The following is a 20,484-nucleotide window of genomic DNA, read 5'->3' as shown; positions in this document are numbered from 1 at the left end:
CCACCTACTTTTTGGACTTTTCTTTGGTTTTCTTCTCGGTCTTTTTCTCAGTTTCGTATTCCACAAAGCCCTGTTCGCTGAGCTCCTTTAATCGTTTCTCCTCTTTGTGGTTATACTCTTGACCGACTTCAAACCGTTTTTGAGTATATTTGTCGATAAAACGTTTAGTCACTTTTCCTGTGTACACTTCGATTCCTCCTTAAATAAAAACGGGACCCTCTTGGGTCCCTAAATTATGCAGCAGCTTCTTCAATCTTAACAAACGCCTCAGATAAAGCAGGTTTGCCATCAGCTACAGCTAATCCCCGATATACTACTTTTCCAGAACGAAAAGCCGCTTCCCGACTTGTTTCAATCTGCGGTGCTTGGGAGAAGTTCCAATAATAATAGTTGAGATCCCCAAGCAAAATTTTACTATCCGGCATGTAATCATCCACGATAACCGGATAACCAAGAACCGCATTTCGCGCAGGGTCCTGGGGGTTGTAAGTGAAAATCGGCTGTCCATCTGTAGTTTTGATCTTTCGGATTCCTCCAAACAGCATAGAGCGATTCATTATAAAGACGGCATTTGGATGGTACATGGTTGGTAACAATGCAAGACTATTCATTAGGGTGTCATAATCTACATTACTACCCGCCGTCCAGGTAGTTGAATTGCTGGAATCCCAGGTAATTCCGGTAAGAATACCTGTCGGCTGCCCAGAGCCAGTTCCATTTAAGATCGCATTTTCAATAGCAATTGCCATCTGCCGTCCAAGCTCTTTCGCAATATATGCCTCGAATGCATCTATGGTCATAGCTTGGGCTGCTGCAGAGATTTCTACCAGCTTGATCAATTCATAACCGGTAAGATTAATTTCCACCACTGTATCATCCGCAGGAGTTCCATCGGTTCCTTCTGCTTTCCACTCGGCTGCATTCTTAGCATTGGCAACTACTAGGGATAGATTCCCTGGCACATAAGAAACATTGATGCGCGGGAACAGGGCGGACGTTTGACGGAGCTTGTCAATGATCATGTTGAGGGTTTCCGTCGGTACAGCAGCGGCAGCCCCTGCGTCCGTGGTAAGCGCCCGCTCTTCCACCCCGTTCAGCAGCTTTCCTTGCAATCGTTTCAGGTAAGCCGACCGGTATTCAGGGGTGGACAGGATCTCATCTCGTTCCATGCCCTCAAAGGTACGCTTTTCTCCTTGAGGTTTCGGTATCGTATTTGCGGGGATTGTTCCGGCTTGGATGCCGGAAGCAATTTGCGCCCGTTTCTCAAGCTTTTCCTTTTCTTCATCAAGCGAACGAATTTCCTGTTCCAGCTCTTCCAAATTCAGATCATCGCCGTCTTGTTCAAGAAGCGTGCGGATTTCCTTCTTTCTTTCCTCGATCTCTTTGAGTCTAATGTTCATTTGTAAGCCTCCTTAAAAGGTTTTAATGATCAATTTCAGACGCAATTCAGCCCTATCCAGGGCCTTACGCTCCTTCTCCCTCTCCAGTTCAAAAAAGCTCCTTGCCGAAATTGATGTTGTATCGTAAGCCGGGGTATCCACCGCGGCTACGTCCCAGATTTTTTTGATTTGCTTGATAGTTCGAGTGCGTGTCTTTCGGTCGTACTCATCACCGTTGTTATCATAATCGACGGTGAAGGAAAAGGACATCTTGTCAATGTCCCCTCGTTTGATCAGTGTGTATAAATCACGCCCGGCAGTGGTATCCGCCAAGGTTGCCCGAATAAAAAGACCCTGTTCATCTCGAATGAGCTCCAGGGTCTTATTCCGGGTGCGTGCCATCACCATCACATTATCGCTGTGATTGTACTTAAACGGCACATCCCGCATGTCTGCCTTATCCAAGGCTCGTTTGTCAATGATCTCGCGAAACTCTTCTCCCCCAAAGTCAAATATAGCGGGTTCATCGAAGCGAATCGCATACCCCTCAACGACCATCTCCTTCTGCTCCGGCTCCGTCACCGCCCGGATCTCCATCAGACGGTGTTCCTTCTTCACCTGGTTCGTTGTCATCACCCCCTGTCGTTGGTTCTGTGTTCACCTCAGCAGTATCCAGCCGTCTGATTGGTGCATCACCACCTTCAATCGGAGCAAGATTCAAAGCCGCCCGCCACTCGTTCGGTGTCATGGCTCCCCGGTCTACCATCTCCCGGAGATTCAGTTTCGTTGTCATACTGGCATATTGAAGCCGGTTGGCTTCAAAGATGATTTCATTCCCACGCTTTTTTTCGGCATCGGTAAAAAGCTTGGACGTAAATTCAAGACTCATCTGGATCGCCAAGGGCTCGATGGTCGATTCATAAAAGGCGTTCCACTCATCCTCTGAATAGTTGGAACGGATAATCGTCTCGTTGATCCCGAAGTAATCGAAAACCTTCCGCTTGATCGCATCCATTTGCTTATCGTCTATCATCTTAGGCTCGTTATCTAAGGGGGTATAGTCCGTTTTAGCATCGGTGGCCGCCACTCCCCCGTTATTGGTGATATCCAGATAGTCGGCAACAAACATATCACGCTGTTTCTTCATATCCTCCGGCTTAAGCATGCTGGTAAACTTCAAAATCCCTCGGAGGAACGCCGATGATTTAACCGCATTGGCAATCCCTTCATCGGTTGTCTGGATCAACTGCAATGTCGGATGGAGCGCCCGGTCTGACGGCTCCCCATATAGATCATGCTTGTAAAAAAAACGTCGTAGGTGGATTAGATCCTCATAGGGGAGCGTTATCTGCTGCCCACCCATGAAATGAAATCTGGTATAGATATCCCCTTCAAACTCTAAAAATTCGGCAGTGGCCGCGTTAATCGGGTAAAACCCCCGGATTTTCTTTGCAATCCGGTCGATATCAATAAAAATGAATGAGTTGTTCTGCATATATAGCTGTGTAACCGCTTTGTAGTAGAAGGTATATGCATCCATGTAAGGATTCGGTCGCACGCTCAACAGCTTCTCAATTTCCGACCCTGTTTCTTGAATCCCGTCATTGGCACGGCGTACACGGCGTACATGTTTCGGCTTAAGTTTCGCCGCATTCCGGGCAATTGCATCCACCGCCGAACGTACAACATCGCTGTCGTAAGCATCCCCGGAGAAGGATGTGAAGACTGGCGCATAACCATTGAGCATCCGTAACTGCGTCTGGATCTGCTGCTGTTGTTGCGGTCGCCGTCCAAAGATCATATCAAAGAGGGACCGTTTTTCCTTCAAGTCCTCACCACCTTTCATACCAGTCATACCAGCGCTTTATAATCGTCCATGTGGTTGAACAAAACGGTATACGCAATCAACAAAGATACAGCGCCGTCAATACGCTGCCTCTGGTTCTGCCCCTTGATGGGCCTGATGTTATCATTATCATCCCTTTTGACTGCAGTGTTGGTAAGACACCATTTCAAGATAGGATTGTTGTTGTAATTGATGGCCTTGGCTTGTAAGTCGGCTCCTAGTTCCTTCATCGGTTGGCTCAAGGTTTGTGCCCCTTGACGCACCTTTTCCATCGTAAAGCCATATTGGATCATCTCATCCACCCAATATTGGCTATCCCATGGATCATATCCCACCCACAGCGGATGCACCTGGTACTCCTCCATCATTCGGAGATACCACCGTGTCACATCGCTATAATTGACTTTGTTTCCCTCGCAAAGCGTCAACAGCCCGCGCTCTGCCCAGCGATCATAAGGGATTTTATCTTCCCGGATGCGCTTATCTATCGAATCCCCCGGCAAGAAGTACTGTTGCAAGACATATTTCTTATCACTACCGGGACCGGGTTTCATGATCAACAATGTAGCGCAGGTCAAGTCGGTTGTGCTTGAAAGATCTGTCCCCGCGACGGCGTAGGTGTCGCGGATCTCGTCCATCGTAAACGTCTCTTCGTTGTTGATCTGATCATAGGTGAGCCATGTGCCAGCCACTGTATCTCGGATGTTGAAATCCTTCGTTAGAACCGTCGGTAGGAAGTCGGGATCGTTTTTTGCCCGTTCCACATTGGCCGCCAGCTCGTTGTAGTCCTTGATGGTGCCTAATCCGGGATTGGCTTTTTCCCACATGCGGAAGTCTGTCCACTCTTCCCGGTCGTCCAGTTCATAGATGAAAGCGAGAAACCGATCATCCTCTACCAACCCATCCAGCACCCGGCACGCATAGTCATAGATGCTGTCAAAGATGCTTTCCCGGACAAAACCCGCCGTGGTGATTATGTCCAATAGTGGTTGTTCGCGGGAACTCATCGCCTGTTTGATAACGTCGTACAGGTTCCGGTCTTTGATCGCGTGCAGTTCGTCGATGATGCCATTGTGGACATTCAACCCGTCCAAGCTATTTGAATCACTTGCCAAGGGTTCAAACTTGGAAAAGGTCACCGGGAAGTACAGATCAGTTTTGCGCTTTTTAATGTGCTTCGACAATGCCGGTGACTGCGAAGTCATGTTCACAGCTTCAGTGAATACGATCCGCGCCTGATCCTTCTTTGTCGCAACGGAATAGACCTCGCTCCCGCCTTCGCCATCACCTATCTGCATATATAATCCGGTGGCCGCCTTCTCGGTTGACTTCCCGTTCTTCCGACCGACCAAGGTAAATACTTCACGGCATCGCCGAAGCCGGGTATCCTTGTGAACAAAGCCATATACCGCTTGAATCTTCGCCTTTTGGAATAGCTCCAAGGTGACCGGCTTCCCGATCCATTTGCCTTTTGAGTGCTTGCAAAAGCGTTCGATGAAGTGGATCGGCTGATTGGCTTTCTCTATATCAAATACCCACGGATCACGCGGGCTGTTTATTTCATCCACCAGTTTTTGATATTGCTGTTTCACTCGGTTAGATGCCTGTATTTCTTCAGATTCGATCTTGCTCCAGTACTCAAGGATGTAGTTTTTCATTTTGCAACACCCTTGACGAACTCCATCAACTCGTCGGTTGCTTCCTTCTTGCTATCATCAGGGAGAAGATCGCACAATTGTTTAATCACGGCCATATGGTTTTTGATCATTACATTGTATATATCCACTTCCGGTGATTTCTTCGTTCCCCATTGGTTTTCACCGTTTTGGTACTCAGTGATATAGCCTTTTCTATTGATCTGGTCCTGCAAATCATCCAGCGTAGCGGTCATAAACGCAGCATTCCGCATAAGAGAAATGGCGGTATCTTTTCTTTCTTTGGGAATGTGCTTAAAAATGCGCTTTAACCGGTTAAACTCTTTTTTAATACGTTCATCCATGGACAATTCTTTTTTTTCCGCCACTCCAATCACCTCCCCCTTATACCACACCCCCTATAGAGCACGTTCACAGGTTTTTGAAGGTCCCCGCCTCGGTCCCCAACAGCCAACCAACAAAAATAAAATGGGGGGGCTATGCCTCCACGAGATCCCCAGACTCATCAAACTTCAATCCATCTCCAGTTGGCTTGGTGCCATGATGCTCATTGTTGTGGCAGTCTTGGCAAAGCAACTCAAGGTTCTCCCAATTTAAACTCACATCAGGGTTATCGATGTTGTCTGGTGCCAAATATATCTTGTGATGAACGATCTTCCCTGGTCTGCTGCATCTCTCACATAATCCATGTTGAAATACAAAATAAGCATCGCGACATTTGCGCCATGCCCTGCTTTTGTAAAACCCTCTTGCCCATGGTTTCAACGAATATCACCCCAAAACAAAAAGGCACCTATCACGATGCCTTCTCTGCTTTCTTTACTTTCCAGTTAAACTTACAGTATCTACATGTATTTACTTTAGGTATAGGTAATACCAAAATTATTAGAGATATAAGCAGAAATACTGGTGCAAGGATAAGAGCTGGCCAAATAATGATACCAACAAAAAGTGTAGCCCCAACAAATAACAAAGCTATAGTAACCCAAAGAGATTTCCCCAAGGTTTGAGTTTTGTTACTCCCGCACCTTGGGCACGGCTCCCAATCGTCTGCCATATATATCCCTCCTTGTCGATTTAGTTTCGACAAAGAGTAATATTCTTCCTTCTTGCTTCATCTCAATCGTCTCTTTCGGATTTTTCCTGGGTACAGTCGGCGAGCTTCTATAATGTGCACACCTAGAGAAATCAGAACAATGATAGTAACCAGAGCTATCAATAACCCAAATAGAAACCACATCATATACTTTCGACCTCCCTTTCACAACTGGTATACCTAACAACAGAGGGAACATTGGATTTCTTGTCGAATATGTTCAAAAAAAGGAGGTGAAAAAATGTCTGGTAAAGGTAAAAATCAATACGTGGTACGCCATGAAGATAAATGGGCTGTAAGAAGCGAAAACAGTGAACGAGCTTCCAAAATATTCGATACTCAAAAAGAAGCTATTGAATATGGGAAGGAAAGGGCAAAAAAGGAACAAGCAGAGCTACGAATACAAAACCGTCAAGGGAAGTTTCGTGAGGCAAATACTTACGGTCCAAACGATCCCTATCCCCCAAAAGGCTAAAATTACTTACCCCATTCTCCTTGGTGGCCCCAATATCATAAAAAGAATCGAAAAACAAGAGATTGGTTTGAGTGTTGTCAGTGTGGTTTCGCTGGTCCTGCTGACAATGTGGCGGCGCTCAATATCGGGCGCCGGGCAGCCGTCAACCTGCCAAACGCGGTCATCTCCGGATGAACTGCAAGCTCACCACTTCAGTGGTGGGTAGTTGACAAGCTGGTACCAAAGAAAAAAAGCACCGTGTGGGTGCAATTGAGCCATAACCTGCCACTACCATAGTAACCCGGTTTTTTGTACAAATCCTGCCGTAAATTCTGCCACAATCCTGCCAAATTAGAGTATATTCAGTGCAACGGCTAATTTCCATAAGGCTCTTTCTTTGATTCTATAGTAATTTCGCTCACTCCATCCCAATTGAGTATACACCTGAATATCTGTAACCCAGTTCAGTTTCAAATATCGCTCATCAATGATGAAACGTTCATCCAGATCCAAAACTGTCAATGCCTTCTCGATCCGCTTCACCTTCAGGCATTTGTTAGCCCGCCTAATTCCGAATTTCTCGGTTGAAGACTGATATTCGCTATATCCTCCGTTCACTCTTTCCTCATACGACAGAGTGCAGGAAGGGTACACTTTCTCCGCTTCCTGTTCCGTTTCTACTGCTACTTTCAAGATTGGATATTCCTTCAGGACCCGCTCCACCTCTTTTCGATAGGTGGGCTTTTTGTACTTGGTTTTCTCCTTCAGTGCTGTACCCATCTCCCACACCCCTTTGAATGTTTCTACTTTCTGTCAGTCTTCCAACCGTACTCCTTCACGCACCGATGGAATGCGCATGCACCACCGTCCAGTAGCCACAGGCACCCCCTGCAATGGTCATCCGATACCTGAACCCCCATCCTCATCCCTCCCGGTTCATTTTTGTGGTTCCCTCTCCCCGCCGGATCGTCATGACTGGCCCCCGTTTCATCATTTCATCGCCTCCTCGTTTTTCTGCTTTTTCTCAGCCAGATAGCAGTAGGCCAGCCCGATACCGCTACCAAGCGCCACCGCAGCGGTCGCCATCAAGGAGAACAACGCTACATCCAGTGCCGCGCCCAACAGGTTCCACCAGATCATTCCTCCACCTCCCATCGGTTCCCGCACTGGCGGCAAAAATAGAATCGTTTTCCCGTCCGTCTGTGCTGGCCCTGAGCCAGATAGTCCCGCCGATCCTCGCCGCACAATTCGCATCGAAGCTCCGGCACCATCTTCTCCTTTTGCTCCATTTTCATCACTCTGACTCCTCTTCTTCCTCATCCGGCCATCTAGGGGGCGGCGGCGCAAACATGTACAACCAAACGACCGCCGATAGGAAAAGTGCCAATAGAACGGGTTTCATGCCTCTCTCCCTTTTTCGGACATGTGTTCAAGTATCGAAACAAACAGCTCCAATTCCTCATCCGTTGCCTCGTCAATGTCCGGCCCGTGCCCCGGAACCGTTCGGAACTTGCTCAGCCGTTTCAGCAGTTCGTCGCGTTTACTCATCCCCTCCATGCTCACCGCGCTCGCCTCCTCTGTTTCTCCCAATCTCTCAACGCCCGAACCGGACACAACCCGGTCCCACGTACGCCCCGCAACTCTACCGCCGCCGTGCCGTCGTCTCTGTATACCACCTGGCCATTTCTATCCACCACCCAACGAATCGCCGTCTGTTGCTTCAGTGCGTTCATCCTCTCGCCCCCTATACACCGCAGTATCCTTCGCACTCGTTGATAAATAGGTCTAGCTCTCCCTGATCCTCTCCCAAATTCACCTCGTCCAATGGCTTGCATGACCGGTGAAGATACGGCTTTTTCTTAAACCGGGGAAGGTGCCGGACTGCCCGGTCAAACTCAACCGCCTCCTCCCACTCCTCTGGGTAGTTCCGTTTCATGTCCAACCACATGACATTGTCGTGGAACGGGCATCCGATGCAGCTAGATTTTGGCGGGATAGGATAGCTCTTGTTTTGAAGCCATCTCATACAGTTGAAACGGTCCATGTTCTTTTCTAATAGAGGGTGGCGGTTCTCCAGCCACTTGACCTTGGATGGTTTCGCCCTCATCATCTCGTCCCAACTAATCCCGATCCAGACGGTAGCGATTTTCTTTCTTGGAGTGCCTTTATACCCGGCCAGCCGCCGGATCTCGCGTTGGACGGGAACGAGTTTGTATTCCGCCGTACACTGCCGCCATGCCTTGCCCTCGTTTCTAGGGTTGTGGATCTCTCCGTTCCCCAGAAAGAATGGGAGAAAGAATGGGAGGGAAGCAAACCGGGTACCTTCTTCTACTGCTCGGTGCATGTCGTCGCGGATATTGCCATTGGATACCCGGATGACTTCAATCCCGTACCGCCCCGCCTCTTCGGCCAACCATTCCAGATGTTCATACACCCGTTTCGGTTCCCATCCCGTATCGGCGAAGATCGCGTATTTCGGCTTTGGCTCAATCTCTCCGTGAGCAGCCATGAGTAGCATGGTAGTACTCTGGACCCCTGCACCTAAGCTAATGACGTGCAATTCTTCCACGTTATCTCCTCCTTCATCCGCTCCAGGATGTACTCCGCCTCTGATTCGGTCATCTCAATCTCCCGGCCAATGTCTTTCCAAGACTTTTCTGCAATACGGATCAATCTCGCACTGCCAAATTATTTTCATCCCAGCCCATTCAGCGGCTAAATCCATTCCCCCGATGCCGCTGAAAAGACTACCGACGGTTATCTGCTGCTCGTTGATGATCCGGTCATCAAGTTTTCGCTGCATCTGGAAAAGTTTCATGTTTGTTTCTCCTCCCCCCTGAATAACCCGTTTTTCCGTGGCGAAATGCTGCCTTGCCGTTCCCGATCCATGATAAGTAGCAACACTTCCAGCTCGTCTCTCTCACACGCATGGGCGATGTCCCAGAGAGAGAAACCCTGGTTCCACATCCGCTCAATGTCCGGGATCTCGTCCTCGTCCCAGATGAAGTCCAGATCCTCCAAGGCGATATAAATTTTCCGGCGTCTAATAGAGAGAGGTGTAACTGTCGCAGGTCGTCCCATCATGCGCTCACCAGCCTATAGTCCTGTCCGGCGACCGCTATAATGTCACTCATTCCATACAAGCGACTCCAAGCGGCTCCTCCAATCCGATCCGACAGAGTTTCTACATCCTCGTTACTGCTGAATATGACTGGTCTTCTCTTTTGACTCCGCTCATCGAAGATATTGAAATAGATCCGTTCCTTCGCTTTTGTCGGGTTTGATTTCCCTAGGTCATCCCAAATCAGGACGGGGACATCGATGATCCGGGAAAGAATCCGCTTGTATTCCTCCCCGCCGTCGTCCATCCGTCGGGCATTGGTCAGTTCATCCATCAGTGAAACATCCTTGACAATCATCACAGTATGCCCCTTATCGATCAGCCATTTTGCAGCTCCGATCTTCAGATGTGTCTTGCCTAGACCATAGGAGTTATATTCCGGAGCGTGTTTCGACTTCCCCATCTCACTCAACCGGGTTTCACCATACTCAGCAATGAACCCTAGGCTGTTTTTTTGGCTCTTCTGGATCGTGTCAAAGTTATAGACATAGTTGGAAATGTGATCGAACATCGACCATTGCATCTTGTTTTTTAGAACATAACTTTCTAGAGTCGCCTCTTTGAAGTCGTCGGGGATCATGGCATAACTCATCCGGCGTTCGTATTTCCGTCTTTCCTGACATTCACAGGGGCGGGCTGCCTCCCACCCCGTCCAGATCCATTCCGAATCCTTACACTTTTCGCATTTAAACCTTCGGGACTCGTTTGAGTCCTGGGAAGTATTTTGTATATCTTGCCGGATCAAGTTGATCCTTCTTTTGATTTCGTCCATGTACGTTCCCATGTGTTGCATGTGATTCACTCCGTTTCATCTTTTGCTGATACAATCGTCGTGCCACTTTCGCACAGTAGGCAAATGAATTGATGTCTTCCTTTTTCTTTTCTTTGTAGTCAAAAGCCGAATCAATGCCTGCCAATATATCTGCTTTCGGAATCCCTTCTCTTACAAGGGTGAGAATCGATTGATACTCTTTAGTGCTTACGTTGAATCCGGGGTTCCCCTTCCTGTTTAGATAGTGCTTTTCGATTTCTATACAATCTTGTTCTTCTGGGGTGGGGTCTCTATCGATCAACCAATCATTAGATTGTTTATCCTGTATATCTTTATTGCATATATCATTTTTGATAGATCTCTCACTCATATGTGATGTATCTGGAGTTGTCGTTTGTGATAGATCTGTCGTTTGTGATGTCTCTGGATCTATCATTTCTGATGTGTCTGGAGTTATCACATTTGATGTATCTCTTTTAGAGTTATCATTTTTGATGTATCTGAATTTCTTGGAGTTACGGACCGTTATAATCTCCCCATACGGTGCCCGCTTTGTTTCGATATAGCCGTATTTCTTCAGCCGGTTCATGTTACGCTGAACCGTTATCGCACTCACTCCAAGATCCTCGGCTATTTCTGAGTGTTTGATAGGTTTCCCACCTAAAACGATCCCTTGTTTTTCGCCATCTCCCGCCCGTTCTTTGGTGGTCTTGCTAATGCACCAAAGGAACTCCCACAGGGCTGGGCCGATATTCTTCCTGTGTTCCGGTGTTAGTAGTCCCGAATAGGTTGGAAACGGGAAACTATTGTTTTCTGCCACTCTCCCACCCCCTTAGGGGGGACGGCCCCGCGCCGCCCCTATAACTCTAGTTGTCCCTGCGCTGGCTCCTCATCAACCACCACATACACCGCGCATTTCTTCCCTGATACACTGCATGTCCGCTTCCCGACCGTGGCCACCCGGCCATCCTGTACCATCTCGGTCAGTCTCCGGCTGGCCTCATCTATGCCGACCGCTTCCGCTCCAACAACGCCTCCAAGCGCCGGATCTCATCCCGCCGAAACTCCACTTCCTGAAGCCACTGGATGACCTTTCGCTCATCCCCGATGTGCTCAGCCCACCTCAGCGCCTTCTCTGCCTCAGACAGCAGTTCCCGATGGGCTTTTAGATCCGCCTCCGCCTCATGATCCGGTGTCAATTGCCAGAAATGGATCATGTCACTCAACCTCCTGAAAGTATTCTCGTACTGCCCGTTTTGCTTGTCCCTTAGACAACCCGACCAGGATCGGATTGTTTTGTTCGTTCGGTCGGTGAAGGTTCCATTTTCCGTCCCCGTTCGGGGTCGACATGATCACCCGCCCAGCGTGGCGGGCGATGATCATTCCTCCCCAATCGTCGACATGAATGCCCTTCATACTGAATCCAGTTCCTTCAGGTCTTCATCTGTAGGGACGTGATTTTCAATCACTGCCGCCACTGGGGAGATCATCTTTCGAATTTCTTCCACGTCCGTTTTCTCCATGAGATCAATGATATAGCTGGCCTGATCCCGCTTGAGATCCTTTGTGCTTTCCTTCTCTCCCTTAGAAAGGTAGCGAATTAGCTGCTTTACTTCCGATTTATCTAGTCCTTTTTTGTTGGCTACAACATGTATCTTGGAAATCTGCTTTTCTGTAGCTTTAGCGTCTCCGTTACTCTTCCACTGCTGGCTTTGTTGCGGTACATCGTATTCGTTGTCGGTCATCTCCTCGGCGGAAACTTCCCCGAAACCAACCAAGTCCAAAATGGCGCGGTTCTTTGCCCGTGTCACGGCGTGGGACCGGATGTTATGGATCGTTGCTCGTTTAGGGTCCAGCTCCCCACGTTTGTCTACCTTTTCATCGAAGGCGCAAGAACCGTCCGCTTCCTGGAAAGCTCCCGTCCCCAAATGGATCGCCCGTGCCTTTGCCAACCATGCGATGACATTGCCGTCCGAATCCCGGAGCGGTTCGTCTTGGACGATCTCGCATGAGAGGTTGAAAAATCTTTGAACCTTGCGGACAAACGACTTTTTTGGGTGGTTTTTTACACCTTCTTTGGTACGGATCGCTTGGAAATCATCACGTGTCCCAAGTTTGTTTTTCATCTGCTGATAGATCCGGAATTGTTCCACTGTCTGATCCAAGGAGCCTGCCGGAGTAATCAACCCCGGCTGTTGCTCCATCGCTTGCACCTCGTTTTTGTTCACCGTGCTCCCTCCCCGGACCCTGTGTAGCTGTCGGCAACGACCACCATTTCTGTCCAAAAGATGTTGGTGCTGGAATCAACACGTTTTTTCTCCTGTTCAAAATATTCCTGAGCCTTTTTCAGATCAGAAAACGCTTGGCTCATACTCCCGCCCATCATTTCAGTGACAACCCGAATATTCATTTCAATTCCCCCATGGTTGTGGTATCATTGAAGATAATTCAGTTTTTTGTGTTAGCCCGCTTTGTGCGTGGCTTTTTTTGTATTCTCCAGCATCGGAGCCAGTGTGACTGGGCTTCCAATCACCGTTTTTCACCCCCTTCCGCAGGCGTTGATCAAATTGTGATTGACTGACCCTATATAGGCGGTTCATCCTCTCTGACCAGCTCAGTTTTAGCCAATCACCGACCTTGACGTTCAATTGTTTCACCTCCTTTCAAGGGCTTCGGATCAGGGAGCGATTTCTTTCCGGAAAGCCTCGTGCCACATTTCAACCAATATAGTCTGTATTTCAGTCCACTGTTGGAGCCGTTCCATTTGCTCCGGTCCCCAACAGCTAACCCCTTGAGCCAGCGCCTTTTTTTGCTGGTCCTTCAGCTCTGCGATTTCCAACTTGGACACCTCGTATAAGATGTCGATCTGCCCAAGTGTGAGTTGGATTGGGTATGTTTTCACTTTTCTCCCTCCATTTTGATTGGGATGCCTACCGAAAATATGTTTGGTATGATATAATCATTTCTGGACCTGGTCGGCGCTCCCAAGTGGGGCGCTTTTCTTTTTGATATAGCCCCGTTCCACCATCTTTCGACGGTGTTCCCGCCACAAGCCAAACCAGCTCAGACCGTATTCCTTGCAATAGACGGCAACAAAGTGACTCAAACAGACAATGGCATCAATACATTCGATGAGTACTGCTTTCAGATCGTCATGTTTTCCCGGCTCCGGTCGGTTCACGGAGCTGGTGGCCGTGATTTGGTCCATGGCTTCCTGCAGTTCCTCCAATGCTTTTTCTCGGACCGCCGACCGGTGAAGGTCGACGTTGTTAAGCTTTGGTATCCACCCTTCTCCCAAGACCTCTTGGGCAGCTGCCATTGCGTAGAACCCATCATCCAATACCTCTGTCGCCTTCCTCACAACGTCTCTGGGCATCTTCCGCCTACCTGCTTCAATTTCCGATATCATCGACCGGCTCAGGTTCAATTCCTCACCCAGCTCCTGCTGAGTGACACCAGCCTCACTCCTTGATTCCTTCTGAACAACTCCAAGTGTCATTTTTCATTCCTCCTTTTGTCTTTTGTGTCATTGACAGGGTTCTACGTCACAACCCCGTGTGTTACGGTTTAACCAACGGATGACATTTCTGACTGTCTCTCGATCCATTTAAAAAATGCATCCCGGCCCACGCGTTTGGATCGTCCCACTCGCACAAGTGGGAAATCGGTGTAATCCATCACTTCGTATGCTTTACGCTTGGAGATTCCGAGGATCTCAGCAACATGTTCAGCTTTGAGAATCAGCGGGTAGTCTTCACGGGTCATGTTGGTTGCCTCCCTATTTGCAGTGTTTTTTGTAGATCGCCTTGGATACGGAGAAATCAAGTCCGTAAGCTTCCTTTACCGCCGTTAACTGCGCCGCCTCTTCCAAAATGGGTTGCCGATCCTTTAGCATCTCTGGTGTCATTTCCGGTTTTGGCACCATCTTGGGGTACCCATGTTTGCTTGATACGGCTTTGTTTGCGACAGTGTTTGCTTTGATAAAGTGTTTTTTGTCCGCTTGAACTCCTAGAGTTTCTTTGATCACACCCATTGCTTTTTGCTGATGCTCCTTGTCCAGCATGCGGAAAACTTGGAAACCTTCTAATCCGGCTTGTTGGCGAAGTTCTTTGAGGATTTGCTTCACCCAGGTCTTAAATTCTTTGGCTTCTTTCTTACGACTGTTGAAAATAGCTTCATAGATACCTGTTTCGGAAATGATCGTCATTTTTTGGGCTCCGCCAAGGGTGTCCACATTACGGACATCCTTTTCCTCTGGGTTAAGCATCCGTGCCATATGAGGTGCATGTTTATAATCCAGTGCCTTTGCAACATCCTTTGCGACTGCCCACCATTCACCGTTGTGCCAGATGAATCGAATTTCGTGATCGTTCCATTTCTCGATCTTGATGTCCATTGTTACACCTCCTACACAGCTTGAGTTTCAGTAGAATCTAACCCTTGTTGAGTATTATTTTTGTCCCTAAAAGAAACACTTCTTTGAAAAAAAATATCCATATCTGAATGCAGTGCATCAGCAATTCGCTTTGCTACTTCAAGGGAAGGATTTTTCCTCCCAGTTTCAATGTTGGTATAGTAAGCTCTTGATATCTTTGCTAAATCAGCAATTTCTTGATGTGAAAAACCAATTTTTTTACGTCGTCTTTCCAGATTAAACCTTTTTTGATGACTCAACTAAATCACTCCTTTCAGTTTGTTAATCATGTTTCCTTTAGGGACATTTTCATTATATGTTACCAAAAGAAACAATGTCAATAGATTTTTGTAAAAAAAGTCCCCAAAAGAAACGTTTCCATTGGGAACATATGAGTTATAATAAGTTACAGTAAGTAACTTATTAAGTTAATTGGTAAGTAACTTGCTACTAACCCTTCAAGGTGGTGAGTAGATTGTTTTTTTCCAAACGTCTAATTGAACTTAGAAAACAGAGAGGCTGGACTCAGCAAGATCTTGCAAATAAACTTAAAATCTCCAGATCTACAGTTGCAAATTATGAAGCAGACAGAAAAATTCCTCGCGAAGAAACCTTAATAGCAATAGCTAATCTCTTTAATGTCTCCATAGATTATTTACTTGGAAGAACCGACGATCCCACCGGATACCCCACCCACCTAGAAGACCTTCCACCGATGGAACGCCTTGCCCGGTTCATCAAGGAAAACGATTTCAAAGATTTGTACTTCAACCGATCCGGGGACTACTTTGACGACTTGACCAGTGAGGAAGTGGACGAGCTCATCATGTCGCTTCTTGAAGTAAAAAGGGATGTCATTAGAAGGAAACGTGAAAAGGAAAATCAAAAAGAATAAATGGGAATGAAGCAGGGTTTTGATAAAGTCAACAAAAGGCTGGATAAGATCGAGACAAAGGTAAACTCTCTGGAAAAACGAGTAGATGATTTAGAAAATCGACATGAAGTTATTAAAAAAAATTATGTAAAAATGGACACAAACGCATGTTCCTATTCGAATAAAATAAATAGGTAACAAAAAACCTGCTTCTGATAATTGGAGCAGGCTTCTTATTAGGTAGGTGGTCAGAATACTTCACAAACTGATCAACAGAGCCGCCCAAGAAGGTATTCAAGTCATGTTTAGCGACTTAAGACATCGTATCCATGCTTATTTTACAGTTTTCGAAGAATCACCATATATCGTAATATCAAAATCATTGCAAAAAGATCTTCCTCTCCTGCGATGTGTGTTGGCTGAGGAATTAGGACACTACTACACCTCAGCCGGGTTTGGTGTCCCGATCTCTCATGTGTTATACCGTGGTCGGGTTAAGCTGAGCAAAGACGAACATCGAGCCCTCCGCTGGGCAGCAAGATATCTTCTCCCTATGGACAAGCTTATACAATCTATTCATGAAGGCATGCGTTGCCCAGAATTGGCCGAACACTTTTGTGTTACGGAAGAAATGGTTCATTTTCGCTTACAAATGATCAAAGTGGAGGCTGCATCATGATCAAAATCATCTGTGACCATTGTAAAATAGAGACAAGCTACAGTACCCTATCTCAAACATGGATAACCGTGATTGAACGTTCTTCCCATGAAAAATTTGCTGATAGACATTTCTGTTCATGGAAGTGTCTATCTGACTATCGGAAACAGGAGCAGACTCAACAAATCCTTGGTGCATAGGAGGAAGGTATATGAAAGGACACTTCCGAAAGCGAGGAAAAACTTGGTACTTTACGCTGGATATCGGGAAGGATGAACGGGGGAAACGCAAACAGAAAAAGGTAGGTGGTTTTAAGACAAAAAAAGAAGCCGAAAAAGCCTGCGCAGAGCTCATCGCACAAATCGAATCTGAAGGATACAAAGAGCCGAAAAAAGTTACCTTAGAGGAGTTCATGGTGGACTATTTTGAAAACCACGTCAAACACACAATTCGCCGAACCACTTTTTATAATCAAATGTCCCTGGTCAATAAACACATTCTGCCTAAGTTGGGGAATCTCCAACTAGCAAAAATAACACCAATGATCCTTCAAAGATTTTATAATGAAATGATAGAACAAGGATATTCTGCAAGCTATATTCGTGGTATCCATGCCATAATCGGCAAAACCTTAAAGACAGCGACCGAGTGGGATTATATCTCCAAAAATGTCGCCACCTTAATCAAACTTCCACGAGTCACTCGCCGAGAAATTAATATCTGGTCAATGGAAGAAGCAACTCGTTTTCTCTCTTTAGTGAAGGATAGAAGTACATTTATTGCTTATGCTCTCGCCATCTATACTGGAATGAGGAAAGGGGAAATTCTGGCTCTCCGGTGGCAGGACTGTGACTTAGACAAGGGTCAAATCAGTGTACGACAAACCCTATATCACACGAAAGGGGGATTGATATTTCAGGAACCAAAAACACGAGGATCTCGGCGCACCATCTCCATTTCTGACTATTTAATCAAATGCCTTAAAAAACATAAGAGAAAACAAAACCACATTAAACTTCAATTGGGTTCTGGATATCAAGACCACGGGTTAATTGTATGTCACACTCATGGTACTCCCATTCATCCACAGGATATTAACAGAGATTTGAAACGGGCAATCAAAAAACACAATTTCCGCCCTATTTCCTTCCATGATCTACGACACACTCACGCAACCATGCTCCTTCAACTTGGAGAAAATCCCAAAGTCGTATCAGAACGACTCGGACATTCATCGGTAACCATCACCTTAGACACCTATTCTCATGTCCTTCCAGACATGCAAAAAAGTCTTGCAGAGAAATTCGATTTGGCTATGAAAAAGAACCAAAAATCATCCGAAAACACGCTTTAGTATGATAAAGGTGACCAAAATGTGACCATTTCTCTTTTACAAAGGCAATATAAAACCGCAAACCCTTGATATTAAAGGGGTTGCGGTATCAGATAAATCACGTGTGATCATACTTCCATAATAATCGGCAGAATCATAGGGCGACGTTTCGTTTTTTCATACAGAAACTTGCTGAGAGCATCACGGATGCTTGTCTTTAGTGACGCCCATTCACTTACTTGTTCACTTGCACATTTTTCCATTGTTTGGGTGACAATGCGGTTGGCTTCCTCCAGCAATTTCTCTGATTCGCGTACATAGACGAATCCGCGGGAAATGATATCGGGCCCCGACAAAACTTTGCCATTATTTTTTGCAAGGGTAACTACAACCACCAGAATCCCGTCCTGAGACAAGAGCTTACGGTCACGAAGAACAATATTTCCAACATCTCCGACACCTAATCCATCAATCAGGACTTTTCCGGTCTGAATCTTGGACCCGTATCGTGCTTTTCCACTGGAGAACTCCACAAGGTCCCCATTGTCGCAGATAAATATATTCTCTGGGCGTATACCGACAGATTCGGCGAGTTGGCCATGAGCACGTAACATACGATGCTCACCATGAATCGGGATAAAATATTTCGGCTTGATTAAATTGAGCATGAGTTTCAGATCTTCCTGGGAACCATGGCCAGATACATGAACACCGTGCTGGGTACCGGCGCTGTATACCACATTGGCCCCGACCCGGAAGAGCTGGTCAACCGTATGGGCAACCGATCTTTCGTTTCCAGGAATCGGAGTGGCCGCAAATATCACTGTATCTCCGGGGAGAATCTCAATCTTTCGATGAGATCCATTTGCCATTCTAGTCAGAGCAGACATCGCCTCTCCTTGACTTCCCGTCGACATCACAGCCACTTTATGAGCAGGCAGACGATTGATCTCATCAGGATCGATCAAGAGATCCGATGGGACCCGGAGATAACCGAGTTCCATTCCGATGTTCACAACATTTACCATGCTGCGCCCAACAACCGCCAATTTACGGTTATGCATACTGGCCGCATCAACTACCTGCTGAATCCGGTGAATGTTGGAAGCAAAAGTGGCCACGATGACCCGTTGTTTTGCCTTACGAAAAACAGCCTCCAGAGATTCACCCACTGTTCGCTCTGAGCCTGTGAAACCAGGCCGCTCCGCATTGGTGCTGTCCGATAAGAGACACAAAACTCCTCTTTTTCCGATTTCAGCCATTTTATGAATCTCTGCATCCTGTCCGTTGACAGGAGTCATATCAAACTTAAAATCCCCGGTATGAACCACACGACCTTCGGGTGTGTCCAAGCAGACTCCAACCGCATCAGGAATGCTGTGGTTCACCTTGAAGAAGGACGCTTTCATTGATCCCAGTTTTATTTCTGACCGACTGTTAATAACAATCCGTTTGGTCTGATTCAACATGTGTGCTTCACGTAACTTATGTTCTACCAGACCCATCGTCAGTTTCGTTCCGTATATAGGTACGTTCAGCTCTCTCAAGATATAAGGCAAGCCGCCGATATGATCCTCATGCCCGTGCGTTAAAAGAATTCCCCGCACTTTGTCCTGATTTTCAACCAAGTATGTGATATCCGGAATAACAATATCGATCCCCAGCATTTCTTCTCCCGGAAACATCAGGCCGGCGTCAATCACAACAATATCATCGCCGTACTGAACCACATACATATTTTTCCCGATTTCGTCCAACCCACCGAGAGCAAAAATAGACAATTTGCTTCGTGAGTTGTTTTTTGTCAAAAAAAATTCCTCCTGTGAATTATTCAGTTGTAGTTCACCCAAAACCGCACAAGTCACTTGTTATTATTATACACGAATCCTCAGATATGTTGCAAGAAACCCGTTTAAAAACCATAAAAGAACCGGCTCGCCAAAGGAGCCGGTTCTTTTTAACAAACCTAATGGATAATTTGCAAGCTCTGAAGAATCGTTTGCAAGTAAGTTTTTTCAGCTTGGTTCAATGGCACGATCGGCAGACGGACATGCTCTTCACAAATCTCCATTGCAGCCAGTGCATTTTTAAGTGGTGCCGGACTGGAAGTCATGAAAAGAGCCTGAATTAATGGAATAAACCGACGTTGCAATTTTCCAGCCTCATCTACGTTTCCATGGACAAAGGCCTCAATCATCTCCTTCATCTCCCGACCGATCACATGACTTGCAACACTGACTACTCCGATGCTGCCGGCGGAAAGATATGGAACGACCAATTCATCCATTCCACTGTATACAGCAACATCCTTCCGTTTCCGGTCCACCAGCTCCATCACCTGAACCAAATCTCCACTGGATTCCTTAATGGCAGAAATGTTTTCCACATCATGAGTCAGGCGTACCATTGTGTCTGCATTCATATTAACGGCACTCCGACCGGGAATATTGTAAAGCATGACCGGGAGGGATGTAGATAGAGCCACCGTCTTGAAATGTTGGTACAACCCTTCCTGCGTCGGTTTATTGTAATACGGAACCACCAGCATGACGCCGTCGACCCCAATTTCCTCCGCCTCACGCGTCAACTGTCGGGAAACATCTGTGTTATTGCTGCCCGTTCCGGCAATGACCTTAACACGACCCTTTGCTTGCCGGACGGTATATCTGAACAATTCCAGCTTTTCCTCATGGCTCAAAGTTGGTGATTCCCCTGTCGTTCCCGCAACGACAATGGACTCGGTGCCGTTTTGAATGAGGTGCTCGATGACGGAATCAACGCGTGGCCAATCAATGGCTCCACATTCGGTCATAGGAGTGATCATAGCAGTTAGAAGTCTACCAAAATACACGGTGTCCATCCCCCTAGTCCCGATCTAACAT

At 46.8% G+C, this 20,484-nt stretch carries 32 protein-coding genes; 4 read left to right on the top strand and 28 right to left on the bottom strand.

What is annotated here, in order from left to right; translation table 11 throughout:
- Positions 1-4: 4 nt before the first annotated feature.
- From FN782_RS06165 to FN782_RS06135, 7 genes are all read right to left on the bottom strand, one after another.
- Positions 5-187 (bottom strand): hypothetical protein, encoded by a 183-nt coding sequence (locus FN782_RS06165; RefSeq protein ID WP_142504904.1) that lies wholly within the window; start codon positions 185-187, stop codon positions 5-7.
- Between the two features lie 46 nt (positions 188-233).
- Complete coding sequence (locus FN782_RS06160; RefSeq protein ID WP_142504903.1) at positions 234-1,400, bottom strand: phage major capsid protein; 1,167 nt, start codon at positions 1,398-1,400, stop codon at positions 234-236.
- Between the two features lie 12 nt (positions 1,401-1,412).
- The gene (locus FN782_RS06155; RefSeq protein WP_142504902.1) at positions 1,413-2,012 is read right to left on the bottom strand and encodes an HK97 family phage prohead protease; all 600 of its coding nucleotides are present in this window, start codon (positions 2,010-2,012) and stop codon (positions 1,413-1,415) included.
- On the bottom strand, positions 1,927-3,207 hold the full coding sequence (locus FN782_RS06150; protein ID WP_185956085.1) for a phage portal protein: 1,281 nt from the start codon (positions 3,205-3,207) through the stop codon (positions 1,927-1,929). Before FN782_RS06150 ends, FN782_RS06155 begins: the two co-directional genes overlap by 86 nt.
- A 23-nt stretch (positions 3,208-3,230) precedes the next feature.
- A complete protein-coding gene (locus FN782_RS06145) occupies positions 3,231-4,883 on the bottom strand; it encodes a terminase large subunit (protein ID WP_142504900.1) in 1,653 nt (550 codons plus the stop codon).
- Complete coding sequence (locus tag FN782_RS06140) at positions 4,880-5,248, bottom strand: hypothetical protein (protein ID WP_221930162.1); 369 nt, start codon at positions 5,246-5,248, stop codon at positions 4,880-4,882. Before FN782_RS06140 ends, FN782_RS06145 begins: the two co-directional genes overlap by 4 nt.
- A gap of 109 nt (positions 5,249-5,357) precedes the next feature.
- Positions 5,358-5,645 carry an HNH endonuclease gene (locus tag FN782_RS06135; RefSeq protein WP_142504898.1) on the bottom strand — a complete coding sequence of 96 codons (288 nt, stop codon included), beginning with the start codon at positions 5,643-5,645 and terminating at the stop codon, positions 5,358-5,360.
- 572 nt (positions 5,646-6,217) lie between these two features.
- Between FN782_RS06135 and FN782_RS06130 the strand changes: the two genes are divergently transcribed.
- Positions 6,218-6,451 (top strand): DUF2188 domain-containing protein, encoded by a 234-nt coding sequence (locus FN782_RS06130; RefSeq protein ID WP_142504897.1) that lies wholly within the window; start codon positions 6,218-6,220, stop codon positions 6,449-6,451.
- Between the two features lie 330 nt (positions 6,452-6,781).
- Here the strand turns inward: FN782_RS06130 and FN782_RS06120 are convergent, their stop codons facing one another.
- From FN782_RS06120 to FN782_RS06045, 19 genes are all read right to left on the bottom strand, one after another.
- Entirely contained in the window at positions 6,782-7,210 is a 429-nt protein-coding gene (locus FN782_RS06120) for an ArpU family phage packaging/lysis transcriptional regulator (protein ID WP_142504896.1), read from the bottom strand.
- A 210-nt stretch (positions 7,211-7,420) separates the two neighbouring features.
- Positions 7,421-7,750, bottom strand: coding sequence for a hypothetical protein (locus tag FN782_RS06115; protein ID WP_142504895.1), 330 nt, complete (start codon positions 7,748-7,750; stop codon positions 7,421-7,423).
- A gap of 78 nt (positions 7,751-7,828) precedes the next feature.
- Entirely contained in the window at positions 7,829-7,993 is a 165-nt protein-coding gene (locus tag FN782_RS16715) for a hypothetical protein (RefSeq protein ID WP_185956084.1), read from the bottom strand.
- Positions 7,990-8,163 (bottom strand): hypothetical protein, encoded by a 174-nt coding sequence (locus FN782_RS16710; protein ID WP_185956083.1) that lies wholly within the window; start codon positions 8,161-8,163, stop codon positions 7,990-7,992. The genes FN782_RS16715 and FN782_RS16710 overlap by 4 nt, the downstream gene beginning before the upstream one ends.
- An 11-nt stretch (positions 8,164-8,174) precedes the next feature.
- Entirely contained in the window at positions 8,175-8,999 is an 825-nt protein-coding gene (locus tag FN782_RS06110; RefSeq protein WP_142504894.1) for an adenine nucleotide alpha hydrolase family protein, read from the bottom strand.
- Positions 9,000-9,053: 54 nt separating this feature from the next.
- Positions 9,054-9,248: a DNA cytosine methyltransferase gene (locus FN782_RS06105; protein ID WP_246064866.1), complete on the bottom strand. Its 195-nt coding sequence runs from the start codon at positions 9,246-9,248 to the stop codon at positions 9,054-9,056.
- Positions 9,245-9,511 (bottom strand): helix-turn-helix domain containing protein, encoded by a 267-nt coding sequence (locus tag FN782_RS06100; RefSeq protein WP_246064865.1) that lies wholly within the window; start codon positions 9,509-9,511, stop codon positions 9,245-9,247. The genes FN782_RS06105 and FN782_RS06100 overlap by 4 nt, the downstream gene beginning before the upstream one ends.
- On the bottom strand, positions 9,511-10,062 hold the full coding sequence (locus FN782_RS06095) for an ATP-binding protein (RefSeq protein ID WP_185956082.1): 552 nt from the start codon (positions 10,060-10,062) through the stop codon (positions 9,511-9,513). Before FN782_RS06095 ends, FN782_RS06100 begins: the two co-directional genes overlap by 1 nt.
- A gap of 175 nt (positions 10,063-10,237) precedes the next feature.
- Positions 10,238-11,143: a helix-turn-helix domain-containing protein gene (locus FN782_RS06090; protein WP_142504892.1), complete on the bottom strand. Its 906-nt coding sequence runs from the start codon at positions 11,141-11,143 to the stop codon at positions 10,238-10,240.
- Between the two features lie 184 nt (positions 11,144-11,327).
- The gene (locus FN782_RS06085; RefSeq protein WP_142504891.1) at positions 11,328-11,540 is read right to left on the bottom strand and encodes a hypothetical protein; all 213 of its coding nucleotides are present in this window, start codon (positions 11,538-11,540) and stop codon (positions 11,328-11,330) included.
- A gap of 1 nt (position 11,541) precedes the next feature.
- Positions 11,542-11,739, bottom strand: a complete 198-nt coding sequence (locus FN782_RS06080) for a hypothetical protein (protein ID WP_142504890.1) — start codon at positions 11,737-11,739, stop codon at positions 11,542-11,544.
- Positions 11,736-12,551, bottom strand: a complete 816-nt coding sequence (locus FN782_RS06075; protein WP_142504889.1) for a hypothetical protein — start codon at positions 12,549-12,551, stop codon at positions 11,736-11,738. The genes FN782_RS06080 and FN782_RS06075 overlap by 4 nt, the downstream gene beginning before the upstream one ends.
- A complete protein-coding gene (locus FN782_RS06070; RefSeq protein ID WP_142504888.1) occupies positions 12,548-12,733 on the bottom strand; it encodes a hypothetical protein in 186 nt (61 codons plus the stop codon). The genes FN782_RS06075 and FN782_RS06070 overlap by 4 nt, the downstream gene beginning before the upstream one ends.
- A 1-nt stretch (position 12,734) precedes the next feature.
- On the bottom strand, positions 12,735-12,971 hold the full coding sequence (locus tag FN782_RS17050) for a hypothetical protein (protein WP_221930161.1): 237 nt from the start codon (positions 12,969-12,971) through the stop codon (positions 12,735-12,737).
- Positions 12,972-13,000: 29 nt separating this feature from the next.
- Positions 13,001-13,225: a hypothetical protein gene (locus tag FN782_RS06065; RefSeq protein ID WP_142504887.1), complete on the bottom strand. Its 225-nt coding sequence runs from the start codon at positions 13,223-13,225 to the stop codon at positions 13,001-13,003.
- Positions 13,226-13,282: 57 nt separating this feature from the next.
- Entirely contained in the window at positions 13,283-13,822 is a 540-nt protein-coding gene (locus FN782_RS06060) for a helix-turn-helix domain-containing protein (RefSeq protein WP_142504886.1), read from the bottom strand.
- Positions 13,823-13,890: 68 nt separating this feature from the next.
- Positions 13,891-14,088 carry a helix-turn-helix domain-containing protein gene (locus FN782_RS06055; RefSeq protein ID WP_142504885.1) on the bottom strand — a complete coding sequence of 66 codons (198 nt, stop codon included), beginning with the start codon at positions 14,086-14,088 and terminating at the stop codon, positions 13,891-13,893.
- A gap of 13 nt (positions 14,089-14,101) precedes the next feature.
- Positions 14,102-14,719 carry a BRO-N domain-containing protein gene (locus FN782_RS06050; RefSeq protein WP_142504884.1) on the bottom strand — a complete coding sequence of 206 codons (618 nt, stop codon included), beginning with the start codon at positions 14,717-14,719 and terminating at the stop codon, positions 14,102-14,104.
- 11 nt (positions 14,720-14,730) lie between these two features.
- The gene (locus FN782_RS06045) at positions 14,731-14,997 is read right to left on the bottom strand and encodes a helix-turn-helix transcriptional regulator (RefSeq protein ID WP_246064864.1); all 267 of its coding nucleotides are present in this window, start codon (positions 14,995-14,997) and stop codon (positions 14,731-14,733) included.
- 215 nt (positions 14,998-15,212) lie between these two features.
- Here FN782_RS06045 and FN782_RS06040 point away from each other — a divergent pair, with 215 nt between their 5' ends.
- From FN782_RS06040 to FN782_RS06030, 3 genes are all read left to right on the top strand, one after another.
- Positions 15,213-15,632, top strand: coding sequence for a helix-turn-helix domain-containing protein (locus FN782_RS06040; protein WP_142504883.1), 420 nt, complete (start codon positions 15,213-15,215; stop codon positions 15,630-15,632).
- 223 nt (positions 15,633-15,855) lie between these two features.
- On the top strand, positions 15,856-16,290 hold the full coding sequence (locus tag FN782_RS17435) for an ImmA/IrrE family metallo-endopeptidase (protein ID WP_142504882.1): 435 nt from the start codon (positions 15,856-15,858) through the stop codon (positions 16,288-16,290).
- A gap of 190 nt (positions 16,291-16,480) precedes the next feature.
- Entirely contained in the window at positions 16,481-17,623 is a 1,143-nt protein-coding gene (locus tag FN782_RS06030) for a site-specific integrase (protein WP_142504881.1), read from the top strand.
- 107 nt (positions 17,624-17,730) lie between these two features.
- Here the strand turns inward: FN782_RS06030 and rnjA are convergent, their stop codons facing one another.
- Both rnjA and dapA read right to left on the bottom strand, forming a co-directional pair.
- Positions 17,731-19,410, bottom strand: a complete 1,680-nt coding sequence (gene rnjA, locus FN782_RS06025; RefSeq protein ID WP_142504880.1) for a ribonuclease J1 — start codon at positions 19,408-19,410, stop codon at positions 17,731-17,733.
- Positions 19,411-19,568: 158 nt separating this feature from the next.
- On the bottom strand, positions 19,569-20,462 hold the full coding sequence (dapA, locus tag FN782_RS06020; protein WP_142504879.1) for a 4-hydroxy-tetrahydrodipicolinate synthase: 894 nt from the start codon (positions 20,460-20,462) through the stop codon (positions 19,569-19,571).
- Positions 20,463-20,484 lie beyond the last annotated feature (22 nt).

Origin of the sequence: Melghirimyces algeriensis (assembly GCF_900182565.1) — a bacterium.
GTDB lineage: Bacteria > Bacillota > Bacilli > Thermoactinomycetales > DSM-45169 > Melghirimyces > Melghirimyces algeriensis.
This window is presented reverse-complemented; position numbering and strand designations above follow the sequence as displayed.